This is a genomic window from Enterobacter sp. DVT3837 (assembly GCF_056238685.1).
Genome location: NZ_JBWDLA010000001.1, coordinates 700597 through 722798, shown reverse-complemented (window position 1 = coordinate 722798; position 22202 = coordinate 700597). Strand labels below are relative to the sequence as shown.

Below are 22202 nucleotides of genomic sequence, written 5' to 3'. Positions count from 1 at the left end.
ATGAATTGACCACATCGCCTCCCAATGTCTGTTTTTTCTGCTTTAAGTACCTCTTCTCTCTGCCGGTTTGCTAATTGCCTGCCTCATAACGAGCGGTTAAGGTAAGGATCACTCTGCAAAATATAAGATTGGTTCATCCCAATAGTAAGACGGTGCGGAAATGAATTCGGCAGTCCGTCTATAACAAAATGCCTGGAGGCAAAGCATGGAGATGTTGTCTGGCGCGGAAATGGTCGTGCGATCGCTTATCGATCAGGGCGTGAAGCAAGTGTTCGGCTACCCTGGCGGCGCAGTCCTTGATATTTATGATGCGCTGCATACGGTAGGTGGCATTGACCATGTTCTGGTACGCCACGAGCAGGCGGCAGTACACATGGCTGACGGCCTGGCACGTGCGACGGGTGAAGTGGGCGTGGTCTTAGTCACGTCAGGTCCTGGTGCAACTAACGCCATCACCGGTATTGCAACGGCGTATATGGACTCTATCCCGCTGGTGATCCTCTCCGGGCAGGTGGCGACCTCACTGATCGGCTACGATGCGTTTCAGGAGTGCGACATGGTGGGGATTTCGCGTCCCGTTGTGAAGCACAGCTTCCTGGTAAAGCAAACCGAAGAAATTCCTGGCATCCTGAAAAAGGCCTTCTGGCTAGCGGCAAGCGGGCGTCCGGGACCGGTGGTGGTCGATCTGCCTAAAGATATTCTGAACCCTGCAAACAAGCTGCCTTATGTCTGGCCAGAATCGGTCAGCATGCGCTCTTATAACCCAACAACGCAGGGGCATAAAGGTCAGATCAAGCGAGCGTTGCAAACGCTTCTGGCGGCCAAAAAACCGGTGGTTTATGTCGGCGGAGGGGCGATCAATTCTGCCTGCGAAGTACAGCTTCGTGAACTGATTGAAAAGCTTAACCTTCCTGTTGCGTCGTCGCTGATGGGGCTCGGGGCATTCCCGGCCACCCACCCTCAGGCGCTGGGAATGCTGGGTATGCACGGTACCTATGAAGCCAACATGACTATGCATCATTCTGACGTGATCTTTGCGGTCGGGGTGCGCTTTGACGATCGTACTACCAACAATCTGGCGAAGTATTGTCCGAACGCTACCGTGCTGCATATTGATATCGATCCGACGTCAATTTCAAAAACGGTGTCGGCGGATGTGCCGATCGTCGGTGATGCTCGTCAGGTTCTGGAGCAAATGCTGGATCTGCTGGCCCAGGAGAACGCTACCCAGCCGCTGGATGAGATCCGTGACTGGTGGCAGCAGATTGATCGGTGGCGTGCGCGCCAGTGTCTGAAATATGACACGCAAAGCGAAAACATTAAGCCGCAGGCGGTTATCGAAGCGGTGTGGCGACTGACGAAAGGTGAGGCTTACGTGACCTCAGACGTGGGGCAGCACCAGATGTTTGCCGCCCTGTATTACCCGTTTGATAAACCGCGACACTGGATCAACTCGGGCGGCTTAGGAACGATGGGCTTTGGTCTACCTGCGGCGCTGGGCGTGAAGCTGGCACTGCCGAATGAAACCGTCGTCTGCGTAACCGGGGACGGCAGTATCCAGATGAACATTCAGGAGTTGTCTACCGCGCTGCAGTATGAACTGCCGGTTCTCGTGCTGAACCTGAATAACGGCTACCTGGGTATGGTGAAGCAGTGGCAGGATATGATCTACTCTGGTCGCCACTCTCAGTCGTACATGAAGTCACTGCCGGATTTTGTTCGTCTTGCTGAAGCTTACGGTCACGTTGGCATACGGGTGACAGATCCAGCTGAGCTGGAAACGAAGCTCGCTGAAGCGCTTGAACACGTTAAAAACAACCGCCTCGTCTTTATGGATGTGATTGTTGATGGGACCGAGCACGTTTATCCAATGCATATTCGCGGTGGTGGTATGGATGAAATGTGGTTAAGCAAAACGGAGAGAACCTGATATGCGCCGGATATTATCTGTGTTACTGGAAAACGAGTCTGGCGCACTGTCGCGCGTCATTGGGCTATTTGCGCAGCGCGGCTATAACATTGAAAGCCTGACCGTTGCACCGACGGACGATCCGACGCTGTCGCGGATGACCATTCAAACCGTCGGCGATGCCAAAGTGCTTGAGCAAATTGAGAAGCAACTGCATAAGCTGGTTGATGTACTGCGCGTGAGCGAGCTGGGGCAGGGGGCCTATGTTGAGCGTGAGGTCATGCTGGTGAAAATCCAGGCCACCGGCTACGGACGTGAGGAGGTCAAACGCAGTGCGGATATCTTCCGTGGGCAGATTATCGACGTCACGCCTTCCCTCTATACGGTTCAACTGGTCGGTACAAGTGACAAGCTGGATGCTTTCCTGGCGTCCGTGCGGGATGTAGCAAAAATTGTTGAGGTCGCGAGATCGGGCGTTGTTGGCCTGTCACGCGGCGAGAAAATCATGCGTTAGTTGTCAAAAAGGTTCGCCTCTTTCAGCCCGGTCACCAAAGCCGGGCTTTTTTTTGCGTAATCAGCCGACAACGCAGATAAAAGCGGTTGCCGCGAAGGCTTTTCTGCGTTTAGATGTTAAAAGATTTAACCATAACCTTGACAGGGCCATGGACTCTTTTCTTTTTTTAAGGGGCAATTGTGAAACTGGATGAAATCGCCCGGCTAGCCGGCGTGTCACGAACAACGGCCAGCTATGTGATTAACGGTAAAGCAAAGCAGTACCGTGTCAGCGATAAGACCGTTGAAAAAGTTATGGCGGTGGTTCGTGAACATAACTACCATCCGAATGCTGTCGCAGCCGGTTTGCGTGCCGGGCGCACCCGCTCTATTGGTCTGGTGATCCCGGATCTGGAAAACACCAGCTACACCCGTATCGCTAACTATCTTGAACGTCAGGCTCGCCAGCGTGGTTATCAATTGTTGATTGCCTGCTCGGAAGACCAGCCCGACAACGAGATGCGCTGCATTGAGCACCTGCTCCAGCGTCAGGTGGATGCCATCATCGTTTCGACCTCTTTGCCACCAGAGCATCCGTTTTATCAGCGCTGGGCTAACGATTCGTTCCCGATTGTTGCGCTGGATCGCGCCCTGGATCGCGAACACTTCACCAGTGTTGTGGGAGCCGATCAGGATGATGCGGAAATGCTGGCTGCAGAGCTAAGAACCTTTCCGGCTGAAACCGTGCTTTATCTTGGCGCGCTGCCGGAGCTGTCTGTGAGCTTCCTCCGTGAACAGGGATTCAGGACCGCCTGGAAAGACGATCCGCGTGAGGTTCACTATCTCTATGCTAACAGCTATGAACGTGAAGCAGCCGCGCAGCTGTTCGAGAAATGGCTGGAGACGCACCCGATGCCTCAGGCATTGTTCACCACCTCGTTTGCTCTTCTGCAAGGTGTAATGGATGTGACCTTACGTCGGGAAGGTAAGCTGCCATCAGACCTGGCCATTGCCACTTTCGGTGATAACGAACTGCTCGATTTCCTCCAGTGCCCGGTGCTGGCGGTGGCGCAACGTCATCGTGATGTGGCTGAACGTGTACTGGAGATTGTGCTGGCGAGCCTGGATGAGCCGCGGAAACCGAAGCCGGGCCTGACTCGTATCAAACGTAATCTCTACCATCGCGGAATTTTAAGCCGCAACAAATGAAATGACTGGGGCGGCGAAATCTGCCCCATTTTGTTGTAATAATTCGCAGAGATAATTCCCTGACAGAAATTAGGATAATTCCTTAGGAATCATAATCGGCTATTTCTCTTAATTCATTTTGACTTTTAAAATGAGCGTCAAAGAACTTTTAAGCGGGTTTAAGCACCTATTTTTGTATTGTTTTGTTACAAAGCCTATTCGGTCGATGAATATTCAGACGTTTTTCCTTCTCCTGTGTCCGCTTGCATGCCAGCCGCCGTGCTTATCGAGCGCGGTGATGAATCTGGCGCTGTTATCCCCTGAGAATCTGTCATAAAATGCTGCCCGCGTCGCAAACTGACACTTTATATTTATCTGCGATGATATTGAGTGAGTCTTAACGCTCGTGTGCATATTCGGTTTTTTTCTTACAAATATTCATAACGTTAATTTTGCCTCGCCAGTTGTGCAGTTATTAACCAGGACTGTTTAACTCTGTAAATAGAGGGCATTTGAGTCCTTACAGGGAGAGTCCTGGCTTGACAAGCTTTTCCCTCGCTCCGTAAACTCCTTTAGGTGGGAATTTGTGGGTTAAAGTGGTGAGGAGGGGTGAGACTGGCATGTTCCGTGGAGCTACGTTAGTCAATCTCGACAGCAAAGGGCGTTTATCGGTACCAACCCGATACCGCGACCAGCTGATTGAGAACGCTGCGGGTCAAATGGTTTGCACCATTGACATTAACTCCCCCTGCCTGCTGCTTTACCCCTTGCCTGAATGGGAAATTATTGAGCAAAAGCTGTCGCGACTGTCGAGCATGAACCCACAGGAACGCCGCGTGCAGCGGTTGTTATTGGGACATGCGAGTGAGTGTCAGATGGATAACGCAGGGCGATTACTGATTGCACCTGTGTTGCGGCAACATGCCGGTCTGACCAAAGAAGTGATGCTGGTCGGGCAGTTCAACAAGTTTGAACTGTGGGACGAAACGACCTGGTATCAACAGGTCAAGGAAGATATCGACGCTGAGCAGTCTGATTCTGCAACATTATCGGAACGGCTGCAGGACTTGTCTCTATAAATATGATGGAAAATTATAAACATACAACGGTGTTACTGGACGAGGCCGTTAACGGCCTGAATATTCGTCCGGATGGCATCTACATTGATGGCACTTTTGGTCGCGGTGGCCATTCGCGTTTGATCCTCTCCCAACTTGGAGCGGAAGGACGTCTGCTGGCAATCGATCGCGATCCGCAGGCGATTGCCGTGGCGCAAACCATCGATGACCCACGCTTTTCCATCGTGCATGGACCTTTCTCTGCGCTCGCGGAATATGTTGCTGAGCGCGGCCTGACGGGCAAGATCGACGGGATTCTTCTCGATCTTGGCGTCTCTTCACCACAGCTTGATGACGCTGAACGTGGCTTTTCCTTTATGCGTGATGGTCCGCTGGACATGCGTATGGACCCGACTCGTGGCCAATCTGCCGCTGAGTGGTTACAGACTGCTGACGAAGCCGATATTGCATGGGTAATCAAAACCTTCGGCGAGGAGCGCTTTGGCAAACGTATTGCGCGCGCCATTGTTGAACGCAACCGCATTGAGCCAATGACCCGCACTAAAGAGCTGGCCGAGGTGATCGCTGCGGCGACACCGGTGAAGGATAAACACAAACATCCCGCGACCCGTACCTTCCAGGCGGTTCGCATCTGGGTAAACAGTGAACTGGAGGAAATAGAGCTGGCGCTAAAAAGCTCGCTCGACGTGCTGGCCCCGGGTGGGCGGTTATCCATCATCAGCTTCCATTCGCTGGAAGACCGTATTGTGAAACGCTTTATGCGTGAACAAAGCCGCGGTCCACAAGTCCCAGCGGGGCTGCCGATGACGGAAGAACAACTCAGGAAGCTGGGTGGCCGTCAGTTGCGAGCATTAGGCAAGTTGATGCCGGGCGAAGAAGAGGTGGCAGAGAATCCACGTGCCCGTAGTTCAGTGCTGCGTGTTGCAGAGAGGACGAACGCATGATCAGCAGAGTGACAGAGACCCTAAGCAAAGTTAAGGATTCGTTAGGAAGCAACGAGCGCCATGCCTTGCCTGGCGTGATCGGCGACGATCTTTTGCGGTTTGGGAAGCTGCCACTCTGCTTGTTCATTTGCATCATTGTGACGGCAGTAACGGTGGTCACCACAGCCCACCACACTCGTTTATTAACTGCGCAGCGCGAGCAGATGGTACTGGAACGCGATGCGCTGGATATTGAATGGCGAAATCTGATCCTTGAAGAAAACGCGCTCGGCGATCACAGCCGGGTTGAACGGATCGCAACGGAAAAGCTGCAACTGCAGCATGTTGATCCTTCCCAGGAAAATATCGTAGTACAAAAATAAGGGAAAACGCGACGCATGAAAGCAGCGGCAAAAACGCTAAAACCAAAACGTCAGGAAGAACAGGCCAACTTTGTCAGTTGGCGTTTTGCGTTGCTTTGCGGCTGCATTTTACTGGCACTGGGTTTTCTGCTGGGACGCGTGGCATGGTTACAAATCGTCGCGCCTGACATGCTGGTACGTCAGGGCGATATGCGCTCTCTGCGTGTCCAGGAGGTCTCGACCTCCCGCGGGATGATCACTGACCGCTCAGGCCGTCCGTTGGCGGTGAGTGTGCCGGTCAAAGCGATCTGGGCTGACCCGAAAGAGCTGCACGATGCCGGGGGGATCACCCTCGATAACCGCTGGAAAGCGCTCTCCGATGCTCTGAAAATGCCGCTGGACCAGCTTGCCTCCCGCGTCAACGCTAACCCGAAAGGGCGTTTTATCTATCTGGCGCGTCAGGTGAACCCTGACATGGCTGACTACATTCGCAAACTGAAACTGCCGGGCATTCATCTTCGTGAGGAATCCCGTCGTTATTACCCTTCCGGCGAAGTAACTGCTCACCTCATTGGCTTCACTAACGTCGATAGCCAGGGGATTGAGGGTGTTGAAAAAAGTTTCGATAAGTGGCTCACCGGCCAGCCGGGCGAGCGAATCGTGCGTAAAGACCGCTATGGTCGCGTGATCGAAGATATCTCGTCCACGGACAGCCAGGCGGCACACAACCTGGCGCTGAGTATTGATGAGCGCTTGCAGGCGCTGGTCTACCGCGAGCTGAACAATGCCGTTGCTTTCAACAAAGCGGAGTCAGGTAGCGCCGTGCTGGTGGATGTCAGCACGGGCGAAGTGCTGGCGATGGCCAACAGTCCATCCTACAACCCGAACAACTTTACCGGCACCGCAAAAGACGCGATGCGTAACCGGGCGATCACCGACGTGTTCGAGCCGGGCTCGACGGTGAAACCGATGGTGGTGATGACGGCGCTGCAGCGAGGCATCGTCAATGAAAACACGGTTCTGAACACGATCCCTTACCGTATTAACGGCCACGAGATTAAAGACGTGGCACGCTACAGCGAATTAACCCTGACCGGGGTGTTACAGAAGTCGAGTAACGTCGGTGTTTCAAAGCTGGCGTTAGCGATGCCGTCCTCAGCGTTAGTAGAGACTTACTCACGTTTTGGACTGGGAAAGGCGACCAATTTGGGGTTGGTCGGAGAACGCAGTGGCTTATATCCTCAAAAACAACGGTGGTCTGACATAGAGAGGGCCACCTTCTCTTTCGGCTACGGGCTAATGGTAACCCCGTTACAGTTAGCGCGAGTCTACGCAACGATTGGCAGCTACGGCGTTTATCGTCCGCTGTCGATTACCAAAGTTGATCCACCGGTTCCTGGAGAGAGAATCTTCCCGGAATCTATCGTTCGTACCGTTGTGCATATGATGGAAAGCGTGGCACTGCCTGGTGGCGGTGGCGTAAAAGCGGCGATCAAAGGCTATCGTATCGCGATTAAAACCGGTACGGCGAAAAAAGTGGGGCCAGACGGCCGCTATATCAACAAATACATTGCCTATACCGCAGGCGTTGCGCCTGCAAGCAATCCGCGTTTTGCGCTGGTGGTCGTCATTAACGATCCGCAGGCGGGTAAATACTACGGCGGCGCCGTCTCCGCGCCTGTGTTCGGGGCTATTATGGGCGGCGTATTGCGCACCATGAATATCGAACCGGATGCGCTGGCGACGGGCGAAAAAAGTGAATTTGTAATTAATCAAGGCGAGGGTACAGGTGGCAGATCGTAATTTGCGCGACCTTCTCGCTCCGTGGGTGCCAAATGCACCGGAGCGAGCACTGCGAGAAATGGTACTGGACAGCCGCGTGGCTGCATCTGGCGATCTTTTTGTGGCGGTGGTCGGTCATCAGGCGGACGGGCGTCGTTATATCCCGCAGGCGATTGCGCAAGGTGTTGCTGCCATTATTGCTGAGGCCAAAGATGAGGCAACCGACGGTGAGATCCGTGAGATGCACGGGGTGCCGGTTATCTATCTCAGCCAGTTAAATGAGCGTCTTTCCGCGCTGGCGGGGCGTTTCTACCACGAACCTTCCGACCAATTACGTCTGGTTGGCGTGACGGGAACAAACGGAAAAACCACCACCACACAACTCATGGCGCAATGGGCGCAACTGTTGGGTGAAACCGGTGCGGTGATGGGGACCGTAGGCAATGGCCTGCTGGGCAAAGTGAGCCCGACGGAAAATACCACCGGATCAGCGGTTGATGTACAGCATGTCCTTGCTGGTCTGGCAGAGCAGGGGGCAACCTTTGCTGCAATGGAAGTTTCTTCGCATGGACTGGTACAGCACCGTGTGGCGGCGTTGAAATTTGCAGCCTCTGTGTTCACTAACCTGAGCCGCGATCACCTCGATTATCATGGTGATATGGAGCATTACGAAGCCGCAAAATGGCTGCTCTACTCCACGCATCATTGTGGTCAAGCCATCATCAACGCCGACGACGAAGTAGGTCGTCGCTGGCTGGCGAAGCTGCCGGATGCGGTTGCGGTGTCAATGGAAGATCATATTAACCCCAACTGCCATGGTCGCTGGTTGAAGGCCGTTAAGGTGAACTACCACGATAGCGGTGCCACCATCCGCTTTACCTCTTCCTGGGGTGAAGGGGAAATTGAAAGCCGCCTGATGGGGGCGTTTAACGTCAGCAACCTGCTGCTGGCCCTGGCAACATTACTGGCGCTGGGCTATCCGATGGCTGAACTGCTGAAAACTGCCGAACGTCTGCAGCCGGTTTGTGGCCGCATGGAAGTGTTTAGCGCGCCAGGTAAACCGACCGTGGTCGTTGATTATGCCCACACGCCGGATGCGCTGGAAAAAGCGCTGGAAGCGGCGCGCCTGCACTGTGCCGGTAAACTCTGGTGCGTGTTTGGCTGCGGCGGCGATCGCGACAAAGGCAAACGTCCGTTGATGGGTGCCATTGCTGAGCAATTCGCGGATATTCCTGTCGTAACTGATGACAACCCGCGTACCGAAGAGCCGCGTGCCATTATCAACGATATTCTGGCAGGTATGCTGGACGCAGGTCGTGCGCGTGTTGTTGAAGGTCGTGCCGAAGCGGTAACGAACACCATCATGCAGGCGCAGGAAAATGACGTGGTGCTGCTGGCCGGTAAAGGCCATGAAGATTATCAGATTGTTGGCAATCGTCGTCTGGACTACTCGGACCGCGTAACGGCAGCACGTCTGCTGGGAGTGGTGGCATGATTAGCATCACGTTAAGTCAGGCTGCTGCGGTACTGCACGGCGAATTGCTGGGTCAGGATCTGACCATTGACGCCGTGACGACCGACACCCGCAAAGTCACTGCAGGTTGTCTGTTTGTGGCGCTAAAAGGTGAGCGTTTTGACGCGCATGATTTTGCACAGCAGGCCAAAGAAAATGGCGCTGGTGCGCTGCTGGTTAGCCGTAAACTGGCTGTCGATCTGCCGCAGATTGTGGTGAAGGATACGCGTCTCGCTTTTGGCGAGCTGGCGGCATGGGTGCGACAGCAAGTCCCTACTCGCGTCGTGGCCCTGACCGGGTCCTCTGGCAAAACGTCTGTGAAAGAAATGACCGCAGCCATTCTGAGTCAGTGCGGAAATACGCTTTATACCGCAGGCAACCTCAATAATGACGTCGGCGTGCCGATGACATTACTTCGCCTGACCAAAGAGCACGAATTTGCTGTTATCGAGCTGGGGGCAAACCACCAGGGTGAAATTGCCTGGACCGTGAGTTTGACTCGCCCGGAAGCGGCGCTGGTGAATAACCTGGCGGCTGCGCATCTGGAAGGCTTTGGCTCGCTGGAAGGTGTGGCGAAAGCGAAAGGTGAGATCTATACCGGCCTGCCTGTTGACGGCATTGCCATTATGAATGCCGACAACAATGACTGGCTGAACTGGCAGAGCATTATTGGCTCGCGTAAAACCTGGCGCTTTTCGCCGAATGCGGCCAACAGTGATTTTACCGCAACCAATATTCATGTGACGTCGCATGGCACGGAATTCACGCTCACTACCCCAACCGGGGGCGTCGATGTTCTGCTGCCACTGCCGGGTCGCCATAATATCGCCAATGCACTTGCGGCGGCGGCATTGTCGACAGCGGTAGGTGCTTCGCATGAAGCGATTAAAACCGGGCTGGCAAATTTAAAAGCCGTACCGGGACGCTTGTTCCCTATCCAGCTTGCTGACAACAAACTGCTGCTGGATGACTCCTACAACGCGAACGTCGGTTCGATGACGGCTGCGGTGCAGGTGCTGTCTGAGATGCCGGGCTACCGCATCATGGTAGTGGGTGATATGGCTGAGCTGGGCGACGAAAGCGAAGCCTGCCACACTCAGGTCGGTGAAGCGGCGAAAGCGGCGGGACTGGACTGCGTATTGAGCGCAGGAAAACTGAGCCAGGCGATTAGCCAGGCCAGCGGCGTTGGCGAGCATTTTGCCGATAAAGCTGCGTTGATTAAACGCCTCAACGCGTTGATTGCAGAAAAACAAATTGTGACAGTACTTGTGAAAGGTTCACGTAGTGCCGCCATGGAAGAGGTTGTGCACGCATTACAGGAGAACGGGACATGTTAGTTTGGCTGGCCGAGCATTTGGTCAAATATTACTCAGGCTTTAACGTCTTTTCCTATCTGACGTTTCGCGCCATTGTCAGCCTGCTGACTGCGCTGTTCATCTCATTGTGGATGGGCCCGCGCATGATTGCCCGTCTGCAAAAACTCTCTTTTGGCCAGGTCGTGCGTAACGATGGTCCGGAGTCGCACTTCAGCAAACGTGGTACCCCTACCATGGGTGGGATCATGATCCTGACCGCCATTGTGGTGTCAGTATTGCTGTGGGCGTACCCGTCCAACCCATATGTCTGGTGTGTACTGACCGTCCTGGTTGGCTACGGCATTATTGGCTTTGTCGATGACTACCGCAAAGTGGTGCGTAAAGACACCAAGGGCCTGATCGCCCGCTGGAAGTACTTCTGGATGTCGGTGATTGCGCTGGGCGTGGCCTTTGCGCTGTACCTGGCTGGAAAAGACACACCGGCCACCGAGCTGGTGGTACCGTTCTTTAAAGACGTGATGCCGCAACTTGGGTTGTTCTACATCCTGCTGGCGTATTTCGTCATTGTTGGTACCGGTAATGCCGTCAACCTGACCGATGGACTGGATGGTCTGGCGATTATGCCAACCGTCTTCGTGGCCGCGGGTTTTGCGCTGGTAGCGTGGGCGACCGGTAACATGAACTTTGCCAACTATTTGCACATTCCTTATCTGCGACACGCGGGTGAGCTGGTAATCGTCTGTACGGCGATTGTCGGTGCGGGACTGGGCTTCCTGTGGTTCAACACCTACCCGGCGCAGGTCTTTATGGGTGATGTCGGTTCCCTGGCTTTGGGCGGTGCGCTCGGCATCATTGCCGTTCTGCTGCGTCAGGAGTTCCTGCTGGTGATCATGGGTGGTGTGTTTGTGGTTGAAACCCTGTCGGTGATTTTGCAGGTCGGTTCCTTCAAGCTGCGTGGTCAGCGCATCTTCCGTATGGCACCGATCCACCACCACTATGAACTGAAAGGCTGGCCAGAACCGCGCGTCATTGTGCGCTTCTGGATTATTTCGCTGATGCTGGTGCTGATTGGCCTGGCAACGCTGAAGGTACGTTAATCATGGCAGATTACCAGGGCAAAAAAGTCGTTATCATCGGGTTGGGCCTTACCGGCCTTTCCTGCGTGGACTTTTTCCTCGCACGCGGCGTGACGCCACGGGTGATGGATACGCGTGTCTCCCCGCCGGGTCTGGACAAGCTGCCGGAACAGGTTGAACGCCACCTTGGTGGTCTGAATGATGACTGGTTGCTGGCAGCCGATCTGATTGTCGCCAGCCCGGGTATGGCGCTGGCGCATCCGTCACTGAGCGCTGCTGCTGATGCGGGCGTTGAGATTGTCGGCGATATCGAACTGTTCTGCCGCGAAGCACAGGCACCGGTTATTGCCATTACCGGTTCTAACGGCAAAAGCACCGTAACCACGCTGGTGGGTGAGATGGCGAAAGCTGCAGGCATGAACGTAGGGGTAGGCGGTAATATCGGCCTGCCAGCGCTGATGCTGCTGGACAAAGGCTGTGAACTATATGTCCTCGAGCTTTCCAGCTTCCAGCTGGAAACGACCTCCAGCCTGCACGCTGCCGCTGCGACGATCCTTAATGTGACCGAAGATCATATGGACAGATATCCATTTGGTCTGCAGCAGTACCGTGCTGCCAAGCTGCGCGTGTATGAAAATGCCAAAGTTTGTGTGGTCAATGCGGATGACGCGCTGACCATGCCAGTGCGTGGGGCGGATGAACGCTGCATTAGCTTCGGTATTACCATGGGTGATTACCACCTGAACCGTCAGCAAGGGGAAACCTGGCTGCGGGTAAAAGGTGAGAAAGTGCTGAACGTCAAAGAGATGAAACTCTCCGGTCAGCATAACTATACCAATGCCCTGGCAGCACTGGCGCTGGCGGATGCGGTGGGTTTACCGCGTTCTTCCAGCCTGAAAGCGTTGACCACGTTTTCCGGTCTGGCGCATCGTTTCCAACTGGCGCTGGAGCATAACGGCGTTCGCTGGATTAACGACTCCAAAGCTACCAATGTGGGCAGCACTGAGGCTGCGCTGAACGGCCTGCACGTTGACGGCACGCTGCATCTGCTGTTGGGCGGCGACGGTAAGTCAGCCGATTTCTCCTCCCTGAAGCAGTATCTTACTGGCGATAACATTCGTCTCTACTGCTTTGGTCGTGACGGCAGTGAACTGGCTGAACTGCGCCCTGAGGTAGCCGAGCAAACCGAAACCATGGAACAGGCTATGCGTCTGATTGCCCCACGTGTGAAGCCTGGCGATATGGTACTGCTCTCTCCGGCGTGCGCCAGTCTCGACCAATTCAAGAATTTCGAACAGCGTGGTGATGTCTTTACCCGCCTGGCGAAGGAGTTAGGCTGATGCGTTTATCTCTCCCTCGCCTGAGAATGCCGCGCCTGCCAGGATTTGGGATCCTGGTGTGGTTGTTTGCGGCACTGAAAGGCTGGGTGATGGGCTCTCGTCAAAAAGATAACGACAGCCTGATCATGTACGATCGCACGCTGTTCTGGCTCACGCTGGGGCTGGCAGCGGTCGGTTTTATTATGGTGACATCGGCCTCAATGCCTGTTGGACAGCGTCTGGCGAACGATCCTTTCCTGTTTGCCAAGCGTGATGGTCTGTACATCATCCTGGCATTCTGCCTGGCGTTGGTGACTTTACGTCTGCCGATGGAGTTCTGGCAGCGGCACAGTACGGCAATGCTGATTGCTTCGATCATCATGCTGCTGATCGTTCTGGTGGTGGGGAGCTCCGTAAACGGGGCATCGCGCTGGATTGCCTTTGGCCCGCTGCGTATTCAGCCTGCGGAATTTACCAAACTCTCCCTGTTCTGCTACCTGGCTAACTACCTGGTGCGTAAAGTGGATGAAGTGCGTAACAATCTGCGCGGCTTCTTAAAGCCGATGGGCGTGATTCTGGTGCTGGCGGTATTACTGCTGGCGCAGCCTGACCTCGGTACCGTTGTCGTTCTGTTCGTTACCACCCTGGCGATGCTGTTCCTGGCGGGTGCGAAGCTGTGGCAGTTCATCGCTATCATCGGGATGGGGATTTCGGCGGTTGTGCTGCTGATCCTCGCCGAGCCTTACCGTATCCGCCGTGTGACATCCTTCTGGAACCCGTGGGAAGACCCGTTCGGCAGCGGTTATCAGCTGACTCAGTCGTTGATGGCCTTTGGACGTGGTGAGGTCTGGGGGCAAGGCCTGGGCAATTCCGTTCAAAAGCTGGAGTATTTACCGGAAGCGCATACTGACTTCATCTTCTCCATTATTGCGGAAGAACTGGGTTATATCGGTGTGGTATTAGCGCTATTAATGGTATTCTTCGTCGCTTTCCGCGCCATGTCTATTGGCCGAAAAGCGCTGGAAATCGATCACCGTTTCTCAGGTTTCTTAGCCTGCTCAATTGGTATCTGGTTTAGTTTCCAGGCATTGGTTAACGTCGGGGCCGCAGCAGGTATGCTGCCGACCAAAGGCCTGACGTTGCCGTTGATCAGTTATGGTGGTTCGAGTCTGTTGATCATGTCGACAGCCATCATGTTTTTGTTACGCATAGATTATGAGACGCGTCTGGAGAAAGCCCAGGCGTTTACACGAGGTTCACGATGAATCAACCGAAGCGGTTAATGGTGATGGCAGGCGGTACCGGAGGACATGTGTTCCCGGGGCTGGCGGTTGCGCACCATTTAATGGATCAGGGCTGGCAGGTTCGCTGGCTTGGAACCGCAGACCGCATGGAAGCCGATCTGGTGCCGAAGCACGGGATCGAGATCGACTTTATTCGTATTTCCGGCCTGCGTGGCAAAGGTATCAAGGCGCTACTCCTGGCGCCGGTGCGGATTTTTAACGCCTGGCGTCAGGCGCGCACCATCATGAAGCGCTTTAAGCCGGATGTGGTACTGGGCATGGGCGGTTATGTGTCTGGTCCTGGCGGGCTGGCTGCATGGTCGTTAGGTATCCCTGTCGTATTGCATGAGCAGAACGGAATTGCCGGCCTGACTAACAAATGGCTGGCGAAAATTGCCACCAAAGTCATGCAGGCGTTTCCCGGCGCGTTCCCGAAAGCGGACGTCGTGGGTAACCCGGTTCGTGTGGATGTGCTGGCACTGCCGCTGCCGGATGCTCGCCTGACGGGCCGTGAAGGGCCGGTTCGTGTGCTGGTCGTCGGCGGTTCTCAGGGCGCGCGCATCTTAAACCAGACGATGCCGCAGGTTGCTGCAAAACTGGGGGATGCCGTTACCATCTGGCACCAGAGCGGAAAAGGTGCTCAGCAGACCGTTGAGCAGGCTTACGCCGAAGCGGGGCAGTCGCAGCATAACGTTACGGAGTTTATTGATGACATGGCAGCAGCATACGCCTGGGCCGATGTCGTCGTTTGTCGCTCAGGCGCGCTGACGGTGAGCGAGATCGCCGCCGCCGGTTTACCCGCGCTGTTTGTGCCGTTCCAGCACAAAGACAGACAGCAGTACTGGAATGCGCTGCCGCTTGAGAAAGCGGGTGCCGCAAAAATATTTGAGCAGCCACAATTTACCGCCGATGCGGTCGCCACCACCCTGGCGGGCTGGAACAGAGACGTATTACTGGAGATGGCAGAACGCGCGCGCGCGACCGCTATTCCTGATGCGACGGAACGGGTGGCAAAAGAAGTGAGCCTGGCTGCCCAGGCTTAACCCTCGCAGCGCGTGTTGCGCTGCACGAATTTTTAAGTAGTCGATGGCGTTTAGAGAATGAATACACAACAACTGGCAAAACTGCGTTCAATCGTGCCCGAGATGCGTCGCGTCCGGCACATTCACTTTGTTGGCATCGGTGGTGCTGGCATGGGCGGTATTGCCGAAGTGTTAGCTAACGAAGGTTATCAGATCAGCGGGTCTGACCTCGCGCCAAACCCTGTTACGCAGCAACTGGCGTCGCTTGGGGCGACTATCTATTTCAACCATCGCCCGGAAAACGTGCGCGATGCGAGCGTGGTGGTGGTATCGAGCGCCATCTCCTCTGACAACCCGGAAATTGTTGCCGCCCATGAAGCGCGCATTCCGGTGATCCGCCGTGCAGAAATGCTGGCGGAACTGATGCGTTTCCGCCACGGTATCGCCATTGCCGGTACCCACGGTAAAACCACGACCACGGCGATGGTCTCCAGTATTTATGCGGAAGCGGGTCTCGACCCGACGTTCGTCAATGGTGGTCTGGTCAAAGCCGCAGGCGTACATGCGCGTCTGGGACACAGTCGTTATTTGATTGCGGAAGCAGATGAGAGCGACGCGTCGTTCCTGCACCTGCAGCCGATGGTGGCGATTGTCACTAACATCGAAGCTGACCATATGGATACCTACCAGGGTGACTTCGAGAACTTAAAACAGACTTTCATCAACTTCCTGCATAACCTGCCGTTCTATGGACGCGCGGTGATGTGCGTGGACGATCCCGTGATCCGCGAGCTGCTGCCGCGTGTCGGGCGTCAAATCACCACTTATGGTTTCAGCGAAGATGCTGATGTCCGTGTGGAAGAATACAAACAGATTGGTGCGCAGGGGCATTTCACCCTCGCGCGTCAGGACAAAGAACTGCTGCACGTGACGCTGAATGCGCCAGGCCGTCATAACGCCCTGAATGCGGCAGCGGCCGTTGCTGTTGCAACGGAAGAAGGTATTGATGACGAGGCGATTCTGAGGGCGCTGGAGAGCTTCCAGGGGACTGGCCGTCGTTTCGACTTCCTCGGTGAATTCCCGCTGGACGCCGTGAATGGTAAAGCCGGTACCGCGATGCTGGTGGACGACTACGGCCACCATCCGACCGAAGTGGACGCGACTATCAAAGCCGCGCGCGCTGGCTGGCCTGACAAGAATCTGGTCATGATCTTCCAGCCGCACCGCTTCACGCGTACCCGCGATCTGTATGACGACTTCGCCAGCGTGCTTTCACAGGTCGATACCCTGTTAATGCTGGATGTTTATTCTGCAGGCGAAACCGCGATTCCAGGTGCTGACAGCCGTTCATTATGTCGCACCATTCGTGGCCGCGGGAAAGTGGACCCTATTCTGGTTTCTGACCCGGCGCAGGTGGCAGAAATTCTGGCACCGGTACTGACAGGTAACGATTTAATTCTGATTCAGGGTGCCGGAAATATCGGCAAAATCGCCCGTACCTTAGCCGAAATCAAACTGAAGCCGCAAACCCAGGAGGATGAGCATCATGGCTGATAAGATTGCTGTCCTGTCTGGTGGTACCTCCGCAGAGCGCGAGGTTTCCCTGAATTCCGGTGCGGCGGTGCTGGCGGGTCTGCGTGAAGGTGGCGTCAATGCCCATCCGGTCGATCCGAAAGAGACGGATGTGACGCAACTGAAAGCGATGGGTTTCGATAAGGTCTTTATCGCGCTGCACGGTCGTGGTGGCGAAGACGGTACCCTGCAAGGGTTGCTGGATTTAATCGGCATGCCGTACACCGGCAGCGGCGTGATGGCTTCCGCGATCTCTATGGATAAACTGCGCAGCAAATTGCTGTGGCAGGGGGCAGGCTTGCCTGTCGCGCCATGGGTTGCACTGACGCGTCGCGAATTTGAATTGGGCCTGTCGGATAGCGTTAATACACGCATTGCTGATCTGGGCTTACCGGTTATTGTTAAGCCGAGTCGGGAAGGTTCAAGTGTTGGGATGTCCAAAGTTGATAAAGCTGAAGATTTATCAGCCGCTTTAGAACTGGCATTTCAACATGATGAAGAAGTTCTGATTGAGAAATGGCTCAGCGGACCGGAATTTACCGTTGCGATGCTTGGCGAAGAAATTTTACCGTCAATTCGTATCCAACCCGCTGGAGTCTTCTATGATTATGAGGCGAAGTATCTCTCTGATGAGACGCAATATTTCTGCCCAAGTGGTCTTGAAGCAGAACGTGAAGCAGATTTACAGTCCCTGGTGCTTAAAGCCTGGAATGTTCTAGGATGCCGCGGCTGGGGACGCATTGATGTCATGCTCGACAGTGATGGCCAATTTTACCTGCTGGAAGCCAATACTTCGCCAGGCATGACCAGCCACAGCCTTGTGCCGATGGCTGCGCGTCAGGCGGGAATGAGTTTCTCACAGTTAGTCGTACGTATTCTGGACCAGGCGGGCTGATATGTCTCAGGCTGCATTGAACACACGCAACCGCGATGACGAAGAAGAATACACTTCTTCACGCCGGAGTAATGGAACGCGTCTTGCAGGGATTATTTTCCTGCTCGGGGTGCTGTGCACCGTGTTTATCAGCGGCTGGATGGTCCTGGGCTGGATGGAAGACGCACAACGGTTACCGCTTTCTAAGCTGGTGGTCACCGGTGAACGTCACTACACGCGAAACGATGATATTCGCCAGTCAATTCTGGCGCTGGGATCGCCTGGCACCTTTATGACTCAGGACGTCAATATTATCCAGAGCCAGATTGAACGTCTGCCGTGGATAAAACAGGCGAGTGTAAGAAAGCAATGGCCTGATGAATTGAAGATTCATCTGGTTGAATATGTGCCCATTGCGCGTTGGAATGATCAGCACATGGTTGACGTAGACGGAAATTCCTTCAGCGTCCCGACCGATCGTGTCAACAAGCAAAATCTACCGATGTTGTATGGCCCTGAAGGTAGCGAAAATGAAGTGTTACAGGGTTTTCGCGAAATGGGACAGGTGCTGGCGAAAGACAGGTTCACGTTAAAAGATGCTGCCATGACGGCACGCCGCTCCTGGCAGTTGACGTTAACGAACGGCATAAAGCTTAACCTGGGTCGCGGCGACACAATGAAGCGTCTGGCGCGTTTTGTAGAACTTTACCCGGTTTTACAGCAGCAGGCACAGACTGACGGCAAACGGATAAGCTACGTTGATTTGCGCTATGACTCAGGCGCAGCAGTCGGTTGGGTACCGGCTCCGGTCGAGGAACCTAATCAGCAGCAGAATCAGGCACAGGTACAGGCAGAACAACAATGATCAAGGCGACGGACAGAAAACTGGTAGTTGGACTGGAGATTGGCACCGCGAAGGTTGCCGCTTTAGTAGGGGAAGTTCTGCCCGACGGTATGGTCAATATCATTGGCGTGGGCAGTTGCCCGTCCCGTGGTATGGATAAAGGTGGGGTAAACGATCTTGAATCGGTGGTGAAATGCGTACAGCGCGCCATCGATCAGGCTGAATTGATGGCAGATTGCCAGATTTCTTCTGTCTATCTGGCCCTTTCTGGTAAGCATATTAGCTGCCAGAACGAAATCGGTATGGTACCGATTTCTGAAGAAGAAGTAACACAGGAAGACGTTGAAAACGTTGTGCATACGGCGAAATCCGTGCGTGTCCGCGATGAGCATCGCGTACTGCATGTGATCCCGCAGGAATATGCCATCGACTACCAGGAGGGTATCAAGAACCCGGTAGGTCTTTCTGGCGTGCGTATGCAGGCAAAAGTGCACCTGATCACATGTCACAACGATATGGCGAAGAACATTGTAAAAGCTGTTGAACGTTGTGGCCTGAAAGTTGACCAACTTATTTTCGCCGGTCTGGCGGCAAGTTATTCCGTGCTGACCGAAGATGAACGTGAACTGGGCGTCTGTGTGGTCGATATTGGTGGTGGTACAATGGACATGGCCGTATATACCGGCGGTGCTCTGCGCCACACCAAAGTGATCCCTTACGCAGGGAATGTTGTGACCAGCGATATTGCTTACGCTTTTGGTACGCCACCGAGCGATGCAGAAGCGATTAAAGTGCGCCATGGTTGTGCGCTGGGGTCTATCGTTGGGAAAGATGAGAGCGTTGAAGTGCCAAGCGTAGGTGGTCGTCCACCGCGCAGTCTGCAACGCCAGACGCTGGCAGAGGTGATCGAGCCGCGCTATACCGAGCTGCTCAATCTCGTCAACGAAGAGATTTTACAGTTACAGGAACAGCTTCGTCAGCAGGGTGTTAAGCATCATCTCGCGGCGGGGATTGTATTAACCGGCGGTGCAGCGCAAATTGAAGGTCTTGCAGCCTGTGCTCAGCGCGTGTTCCATACGCAGGTGCGTATTGGTGCGCCACTGAATATCACCGGTTTAACGGATTATGCTCAGGAGCCTTATTATTCAACGGCTGTGGGCCTGCTTCACTATGGGAAAGAATCTCATCTCAGTGGCGAAGCAGAAGTGGAAAAACGCGTCTCAGTGGGGTCGTGGGTCAAACGACTGAACAACTGGTTGCGAAAAGAGTTTTAATTTTTTTAAGAGACCGGAGAGAATTAGCGGTCTCGGGCGACAGGCACAACGGAGAGAGAAATTATGTTTGAACCTATGGAACTGACCAACGACGCGGTGATTAAAGTCATCGGCGTCGGTGGCGGCGGCGGTAACGCCGTAGAGCATATGGTGCGCGAGCGCATTGAAGGCGTTGAATTCTTTGCGGTTAACACCGATGCGCAGGCACTGCGTAAAACGGCTGTTGGCCAGACTATCCAGATCGGCGGTGGTATCACCAAAGGGCTGGGCGCTGGGGCTAACCCGGAAGTCGGTCGCAATGCGGCTGAAGAAGATCGTGAAGCCCTGCGTGCTGCACTGGAAGGTGCGGACATGGTCTTCATCGCAGCAGGCATGGGCGGCGGTACCGGTACTGGTGCTGCACCTGTTGTGGCTGAAGTTGCGAAAGATTTAGGTATCCTGACCGTTGCTGTTGTGACTAAGCCTTTCAACTTTGAAGGCAAGAAGCGCATGGCCTTTGCGGAGCAGGGTATCACCGAGTTGTCCAAACATGTGGACTCTCTGATCACCATCCCGAACGACAAGCTGTTGAAAGTTCTGGGTCGCGGTATCTCCCTGCTGGACGCCTTTGGCGCAGCAAACGACGTGCTGAAAGGCGCGGTTCAGGGTATCGCCGAACTGATCACCCGTCCTGGCCTGATGAACGTTGACTTTGCAGACGTTCGCACCGTGATGTCCGAAATGGGCTACGCGATGATGGGCTCTGGCGTGGCGAGCGGTGAAGACCGTGCAGAAGAAGCGGCTGAAATGGCTATCTCTTCTCCACTGCTGGAAGATATCGACTTGTCTGGTGCGCGCGGCGTGCTGGTCAACATTACCGCTGGCTTTGACCTGCGTCTGGATGAGTTCGAAACCGTGGGTAACACCATTCGTGCGTTCGCCTCTGACAATGCGACCGTGGTAATCGGTACTTCCCTTGATCCAGAAATGAACGACGAACTCCGCGTGACTGTGGTTGCCACCGGTATCGGTATGGACAAGCGTCCTGAAATCACGCTGGTGACTAACAAACAGACTCAGCAACCGGTAATGGACCGTTACCAGCAGCACGGTATGTCTCCTTTGACTCAGGAGCAGAAGCCGGCCGCGAAAGTGGTTAATGACCCAACACCGCAAACTGCGAAAGAACCAGATTATCTGGATATCCCGGCATTCCTGCGTAAGCAAGCTGACTAAGAATTGGCTGGAATTTGGGGATTTGCGCTCTTTGTGCTAAACTGGCCCACCGTTAGTGATATACACTCTCGGTTGGATAGTTAATTTGGCGAGATTATACGATGATCAAACAAAGGACACTTAAACGTATCGTTCAGGCGACTGGCGTCGGTTTACATACCGGCAAAAAAGTCACACTGACGTTACGCCCTGCGCCGGCCAATACCGGGGTCATCTATCGTCGCACCGACTTGAATCCACCGGTAGATTTTCCGGCCGATGCCAAATCTGTGCGTGATACTATGCTCTGTACTTGTCTGGTGAATGAGCATGACGTGCGGATTTCTACCGTAGAGCACCTGAACGCCGCCCTGGCGGGTCTGGGTATCGACAACATTATTGTTGAAGTTGATGCGCCAGAAATCCCGATTATGGATGGTAGTGCTGCTCCGTTCGTTTATCTGTTGCTGGATGCTGGCATCGAAGAACTGAACTGCGCGAAGAAATTTGTTCGCATCAAAGAGACCGTTCGTGTCGAAGATGGCGACAAGTGGGCTGAATTCAAACCGTACAATGGTTTCTCGTTGGACTTTACCATCGACTTTAACCATCCGGCGATTGATTCCAGCACCCAACGCTATGCGATGAACTTCTCTGCTGATGCATTCATGCGCCAGATCAGCCGTGCCCGTACATTTGGCTTCATGCGTGATATCGAATATCTGCAGTCCCGCGGCCTGTGCCTGGGCGGCAGCTTCGATTGTGCCATCGTTGTTGACGATTATCGCGTACTGAACGAAGACGGCCTGCGTTTCGAAGATGAATTCGTTCGTCACAAAATGCTGGACGCTATTGGCGACCTGTTCATGTGTGGTCACAACATCATTGGTGCATTTACCGCGTTCAAATCCGGTCATGCACTGAACAACAAACTGTTGCAGGCCGTCCTGGCAAAACAGGAAGCCTGGGAATATGTGACCTTCGAAGACGAAGCAGAGCTGCCTCTGGCGTTTAAAGCACCAAGCACGGTTCTGGCGTAACGGTACAAGCCGTTTCGTAAAAAATCGACTGGTTAACCTGGTACTCTCTCCGACCAGGGGAACCAGTCGTTTTTATTTATACCTATCTTCATTTTTGCCCTCAGTCCCTCAACCCGTTGCCATACGTTGAAAATCTGTGC

At 54.3% G+C, this 22202-nt stretch carries 19 protein-coding genes; all 19 read left to right on the top strand.

The genetic code is table 11. The features are described from left to right. Positions 1–205 precede the first annotated feature (205 nt). The 19 genes from ilvI (at position 206) to lpxC (ending at position 22062) form a co-directional block, all read left to right on the top strand. Complete coding sequence (gene ilvI, locus AC0XWG_RS03530; RefSeq protein WP_128348247.1) at positions 206–1930, top strand: acetolactate synthase 3 large subunit; 1725 nt, start codon at positions 206–208, stop codon at positions 1928–1930. 1 nt (position 1931) lies between these two features. Then, on the top strand, positions 1932–2423 hold the full coding sequence (gene ilvN / locus AC0XWG_RS03525; RefSeq protein ID WP_028016675.1) for an acetolactate synthase small subunit: 492 nt from the start codon (positions 1932–1934) through the stop codon (positions 2421–2423). Between the two features lie 179 nt (positions 2424–2602). Beyond that, entirely contained in the window at positions 2603–3610 is a 1008-nt protein-coding gene (gene cra, locus AC0XWG_RS03520) for a catabolite repressor/activator (RefSeq protein ID WP_028016676.1), read from the top strand. A 599-nt stretch (positions 3611–4209) separates the two neighbouring features. Further along, entirely contained in the window at positions 4210–4668 is a 459-nt protein-coding gene (gene mraZ, locus AC0XWG_RS03515; RefSeq protein ID WP_021240528.1) for a division/cell wall cluster transcriptional repressor MraZ, read from the top strand. A 2-nt stretch (positions 4669–4670) separates the two neighbouring features. Continuing rightward, positions 4671–5612: a 16S rRNA (cytosine(1402)-N(4))-methyltransferase RsmH gene (gene rsmH, locus AC0XWG_RS03510; protein WP_028016677.1), complete on the top strand. Its 942-nt coding sequence runs from the start codon at positions 4671–4673 to the stop codon at positions 5610–5612. Further along, on the top strand, positions 5609–5974 hold the full coding sequence (gene ftsL, locus AC0XWG_RS03505) for a cell division protein FtsL (RefSeq protein WP_014830643.1): 366 nt from the start codon (positions 5609–5611) through the stop codon (positions 5972–5974). The genes rsmH and ftsL overlap by 4 nt, the downstream gene beginning before the upstream one ends. A gap of 15 nt (positions 5975–5989) precedes the next feature. Further along, a complete protein-coding gene (locus tag AC0XWG_RS03500) occupies positions 5990–7756 on the top strand; it encodes a peptidoglycan glycosyltransferase FtsI (RefSeq protein ID WP_028016678.1) in 1767 nt (588 codons plus the stop codon). Continuing rightward, a complete protein-coding gene (gene murE / locus AC0XWG_RS03495; protein ID WP_257246802.1) occupies positions 7743–9230 on the top strand; it encodes a UDP-N-acetylmuramoyl-L-alanyl-D-glutamate--2,6-diaminopimelate ligase in 1488 nt (495 codons plus the stop codon). The genes AC0XWG_RS03500 and murE overlap by 14 nt, the downstream gene beginning before the upstream one ends. Then, positions 9227–10585, top strand: a complete 1359-nt coding sequence (gene murF, locus AC0XWG_RS03490) for a UDP-N-acetylmuramoyl-tripeptide--D-alanyl-D-alanine ligase (protein ID WP_128348249.1) — start codon at positions 9227–9229, stop codon at positions 10583–10585. Before murE ends, murF begins: the two co-directional genes overlap by 4 nt. Further along, positions 10579–11661 carry a phospho-N-acetylmuramoyl-pentapeptide-transferase gene (gene mraY / locus AC0XWG_RS03485; protein WP_008501985.1) on the top strand — a complete coding sequence of 361 codons (1083 nt, stop codon included), beginning with the start codon at positions 10579–10581 and terminating at the stop codon, positions 11659–11661. The genes murF and mraY overlap by 7 nt, the downstream gene beginning before the upstream one ends. A 2-nt stretch (positions 11662–11663) precedes the next feature. Next, on the top strand, positions 11664–12980 hold the full coding sequence (murD, locus tag AC0XWG_RS03480) for a UDP-N-acetylmuramoyl-L-alanine--D-glutamate ligase (RefSeq protein WP_128348250.1): 1317 nt from the start codon (positions 11664–11666) through the stop codon (positions 12978–12980). Continuing rightward, positions 12980–14224: a cell division protein FtsW gene (gene ftsW / locus AC0XWG_RS03475; RefSeq protein WP_028016683.1), complete on the top strand. Its 1245-nt coding sequence runs from the start codon at positions 12980–12982 to the stop codon at positions 14222–14224. The genes murD and ftsW overlap by 1 nt, the downstream gene beginning before the upstream one ends. Further along, the gene (gene murG / locus AC0XWG_RS03470; protein ID WP_049005271.1) at positions 14221–15285 is read left to right on the top strand and encodes an undecaprenyldiphospho-muramoylpentapeptide beta-N-acetylglucosaminyltransferase; all 1065 of its coding nucleotides are present in this window, start codon (positions 14221–14223) and stop codon (positions 15283–15285) included. The genes ftsW and murG overlap by 4 nt, the downstream gene beginning before the upstream one ends. 57 nt (positions 15286–15342) lie before the next feature. Beyond that, positions 15343–16818, top strand: coding sequence for a UDP-N-acetylmuramate--L-alanine ligase (gene murC / locus AC0XWG_RS03465; RefSeq protein ID WP_028016685.1), 1476 nt, complete (start codon positions 15343–15345; stop codon positions 16816–16818). After that, positions 16811–17731 (top strand): D-alanine--D-alanine ligase, encoded by a 921-nt coding sequence (locus tag AC0XWG_RS03460; protein WP_128348251.1) that lies wholly within the window; start codon positions 16811–16813, stop codon positions 17729–17731. Before murC ends, AC0XWG_RS03460 begins: the two co-directional genes overlap by 8 nt. A gap of 1 nt (position 17732) precedes the next feature. Continuing rightward, on the top strand, positions 17733–18575 hold the full coding sequence (gene ftsQ / locus AC0XWG_RS03455) for a cell division protein FtsQ (RefSeq protein WP_008501979.1): 843 nt from the start codon (positions 17733–17735) through the stop codon (positions 18573–18575). After that, entirely contained in the window at positions 18572–19828 is a 1257-nt protein-coding gene (ftsA, locus tag AC0XWG_RS03450; RefSeq protein WP_006173845.1) for a cell division protein FtsA, read from the top strand. Before ftsQ ends, ftsA begins: the two co-directional genes overlap by 4 nt. A 63-nt stretch (positions 19829–19891) precedes the next feature. After that, a complete protein-coding gene (ftsZ, locus tag AC0XWG_RS03445) occupies positions 19892–21043 on the top strand; it encodes a cell division protein FtsZ (protein ID WP_008501978.1) in 1152 nt (383 codons plus the stop codon). A 101-nt stretch (positions 21044–21144) separates the two neighbouring features. After that, positions 21145–22062 (top strand): UDP-3-O-acyl-N-acetylglucosamine deacetylase, encoded by a 918-nt coding sequence (gene lpxC / locus AC0XWG_RS03440; RefSeq protein ID WP_028016687.1) that lies wholly within the window; start codon positions 21145–21147, stop codon positions 22060–22062. Positions 22063–22202: the final 140 nt, after the last annotated feature.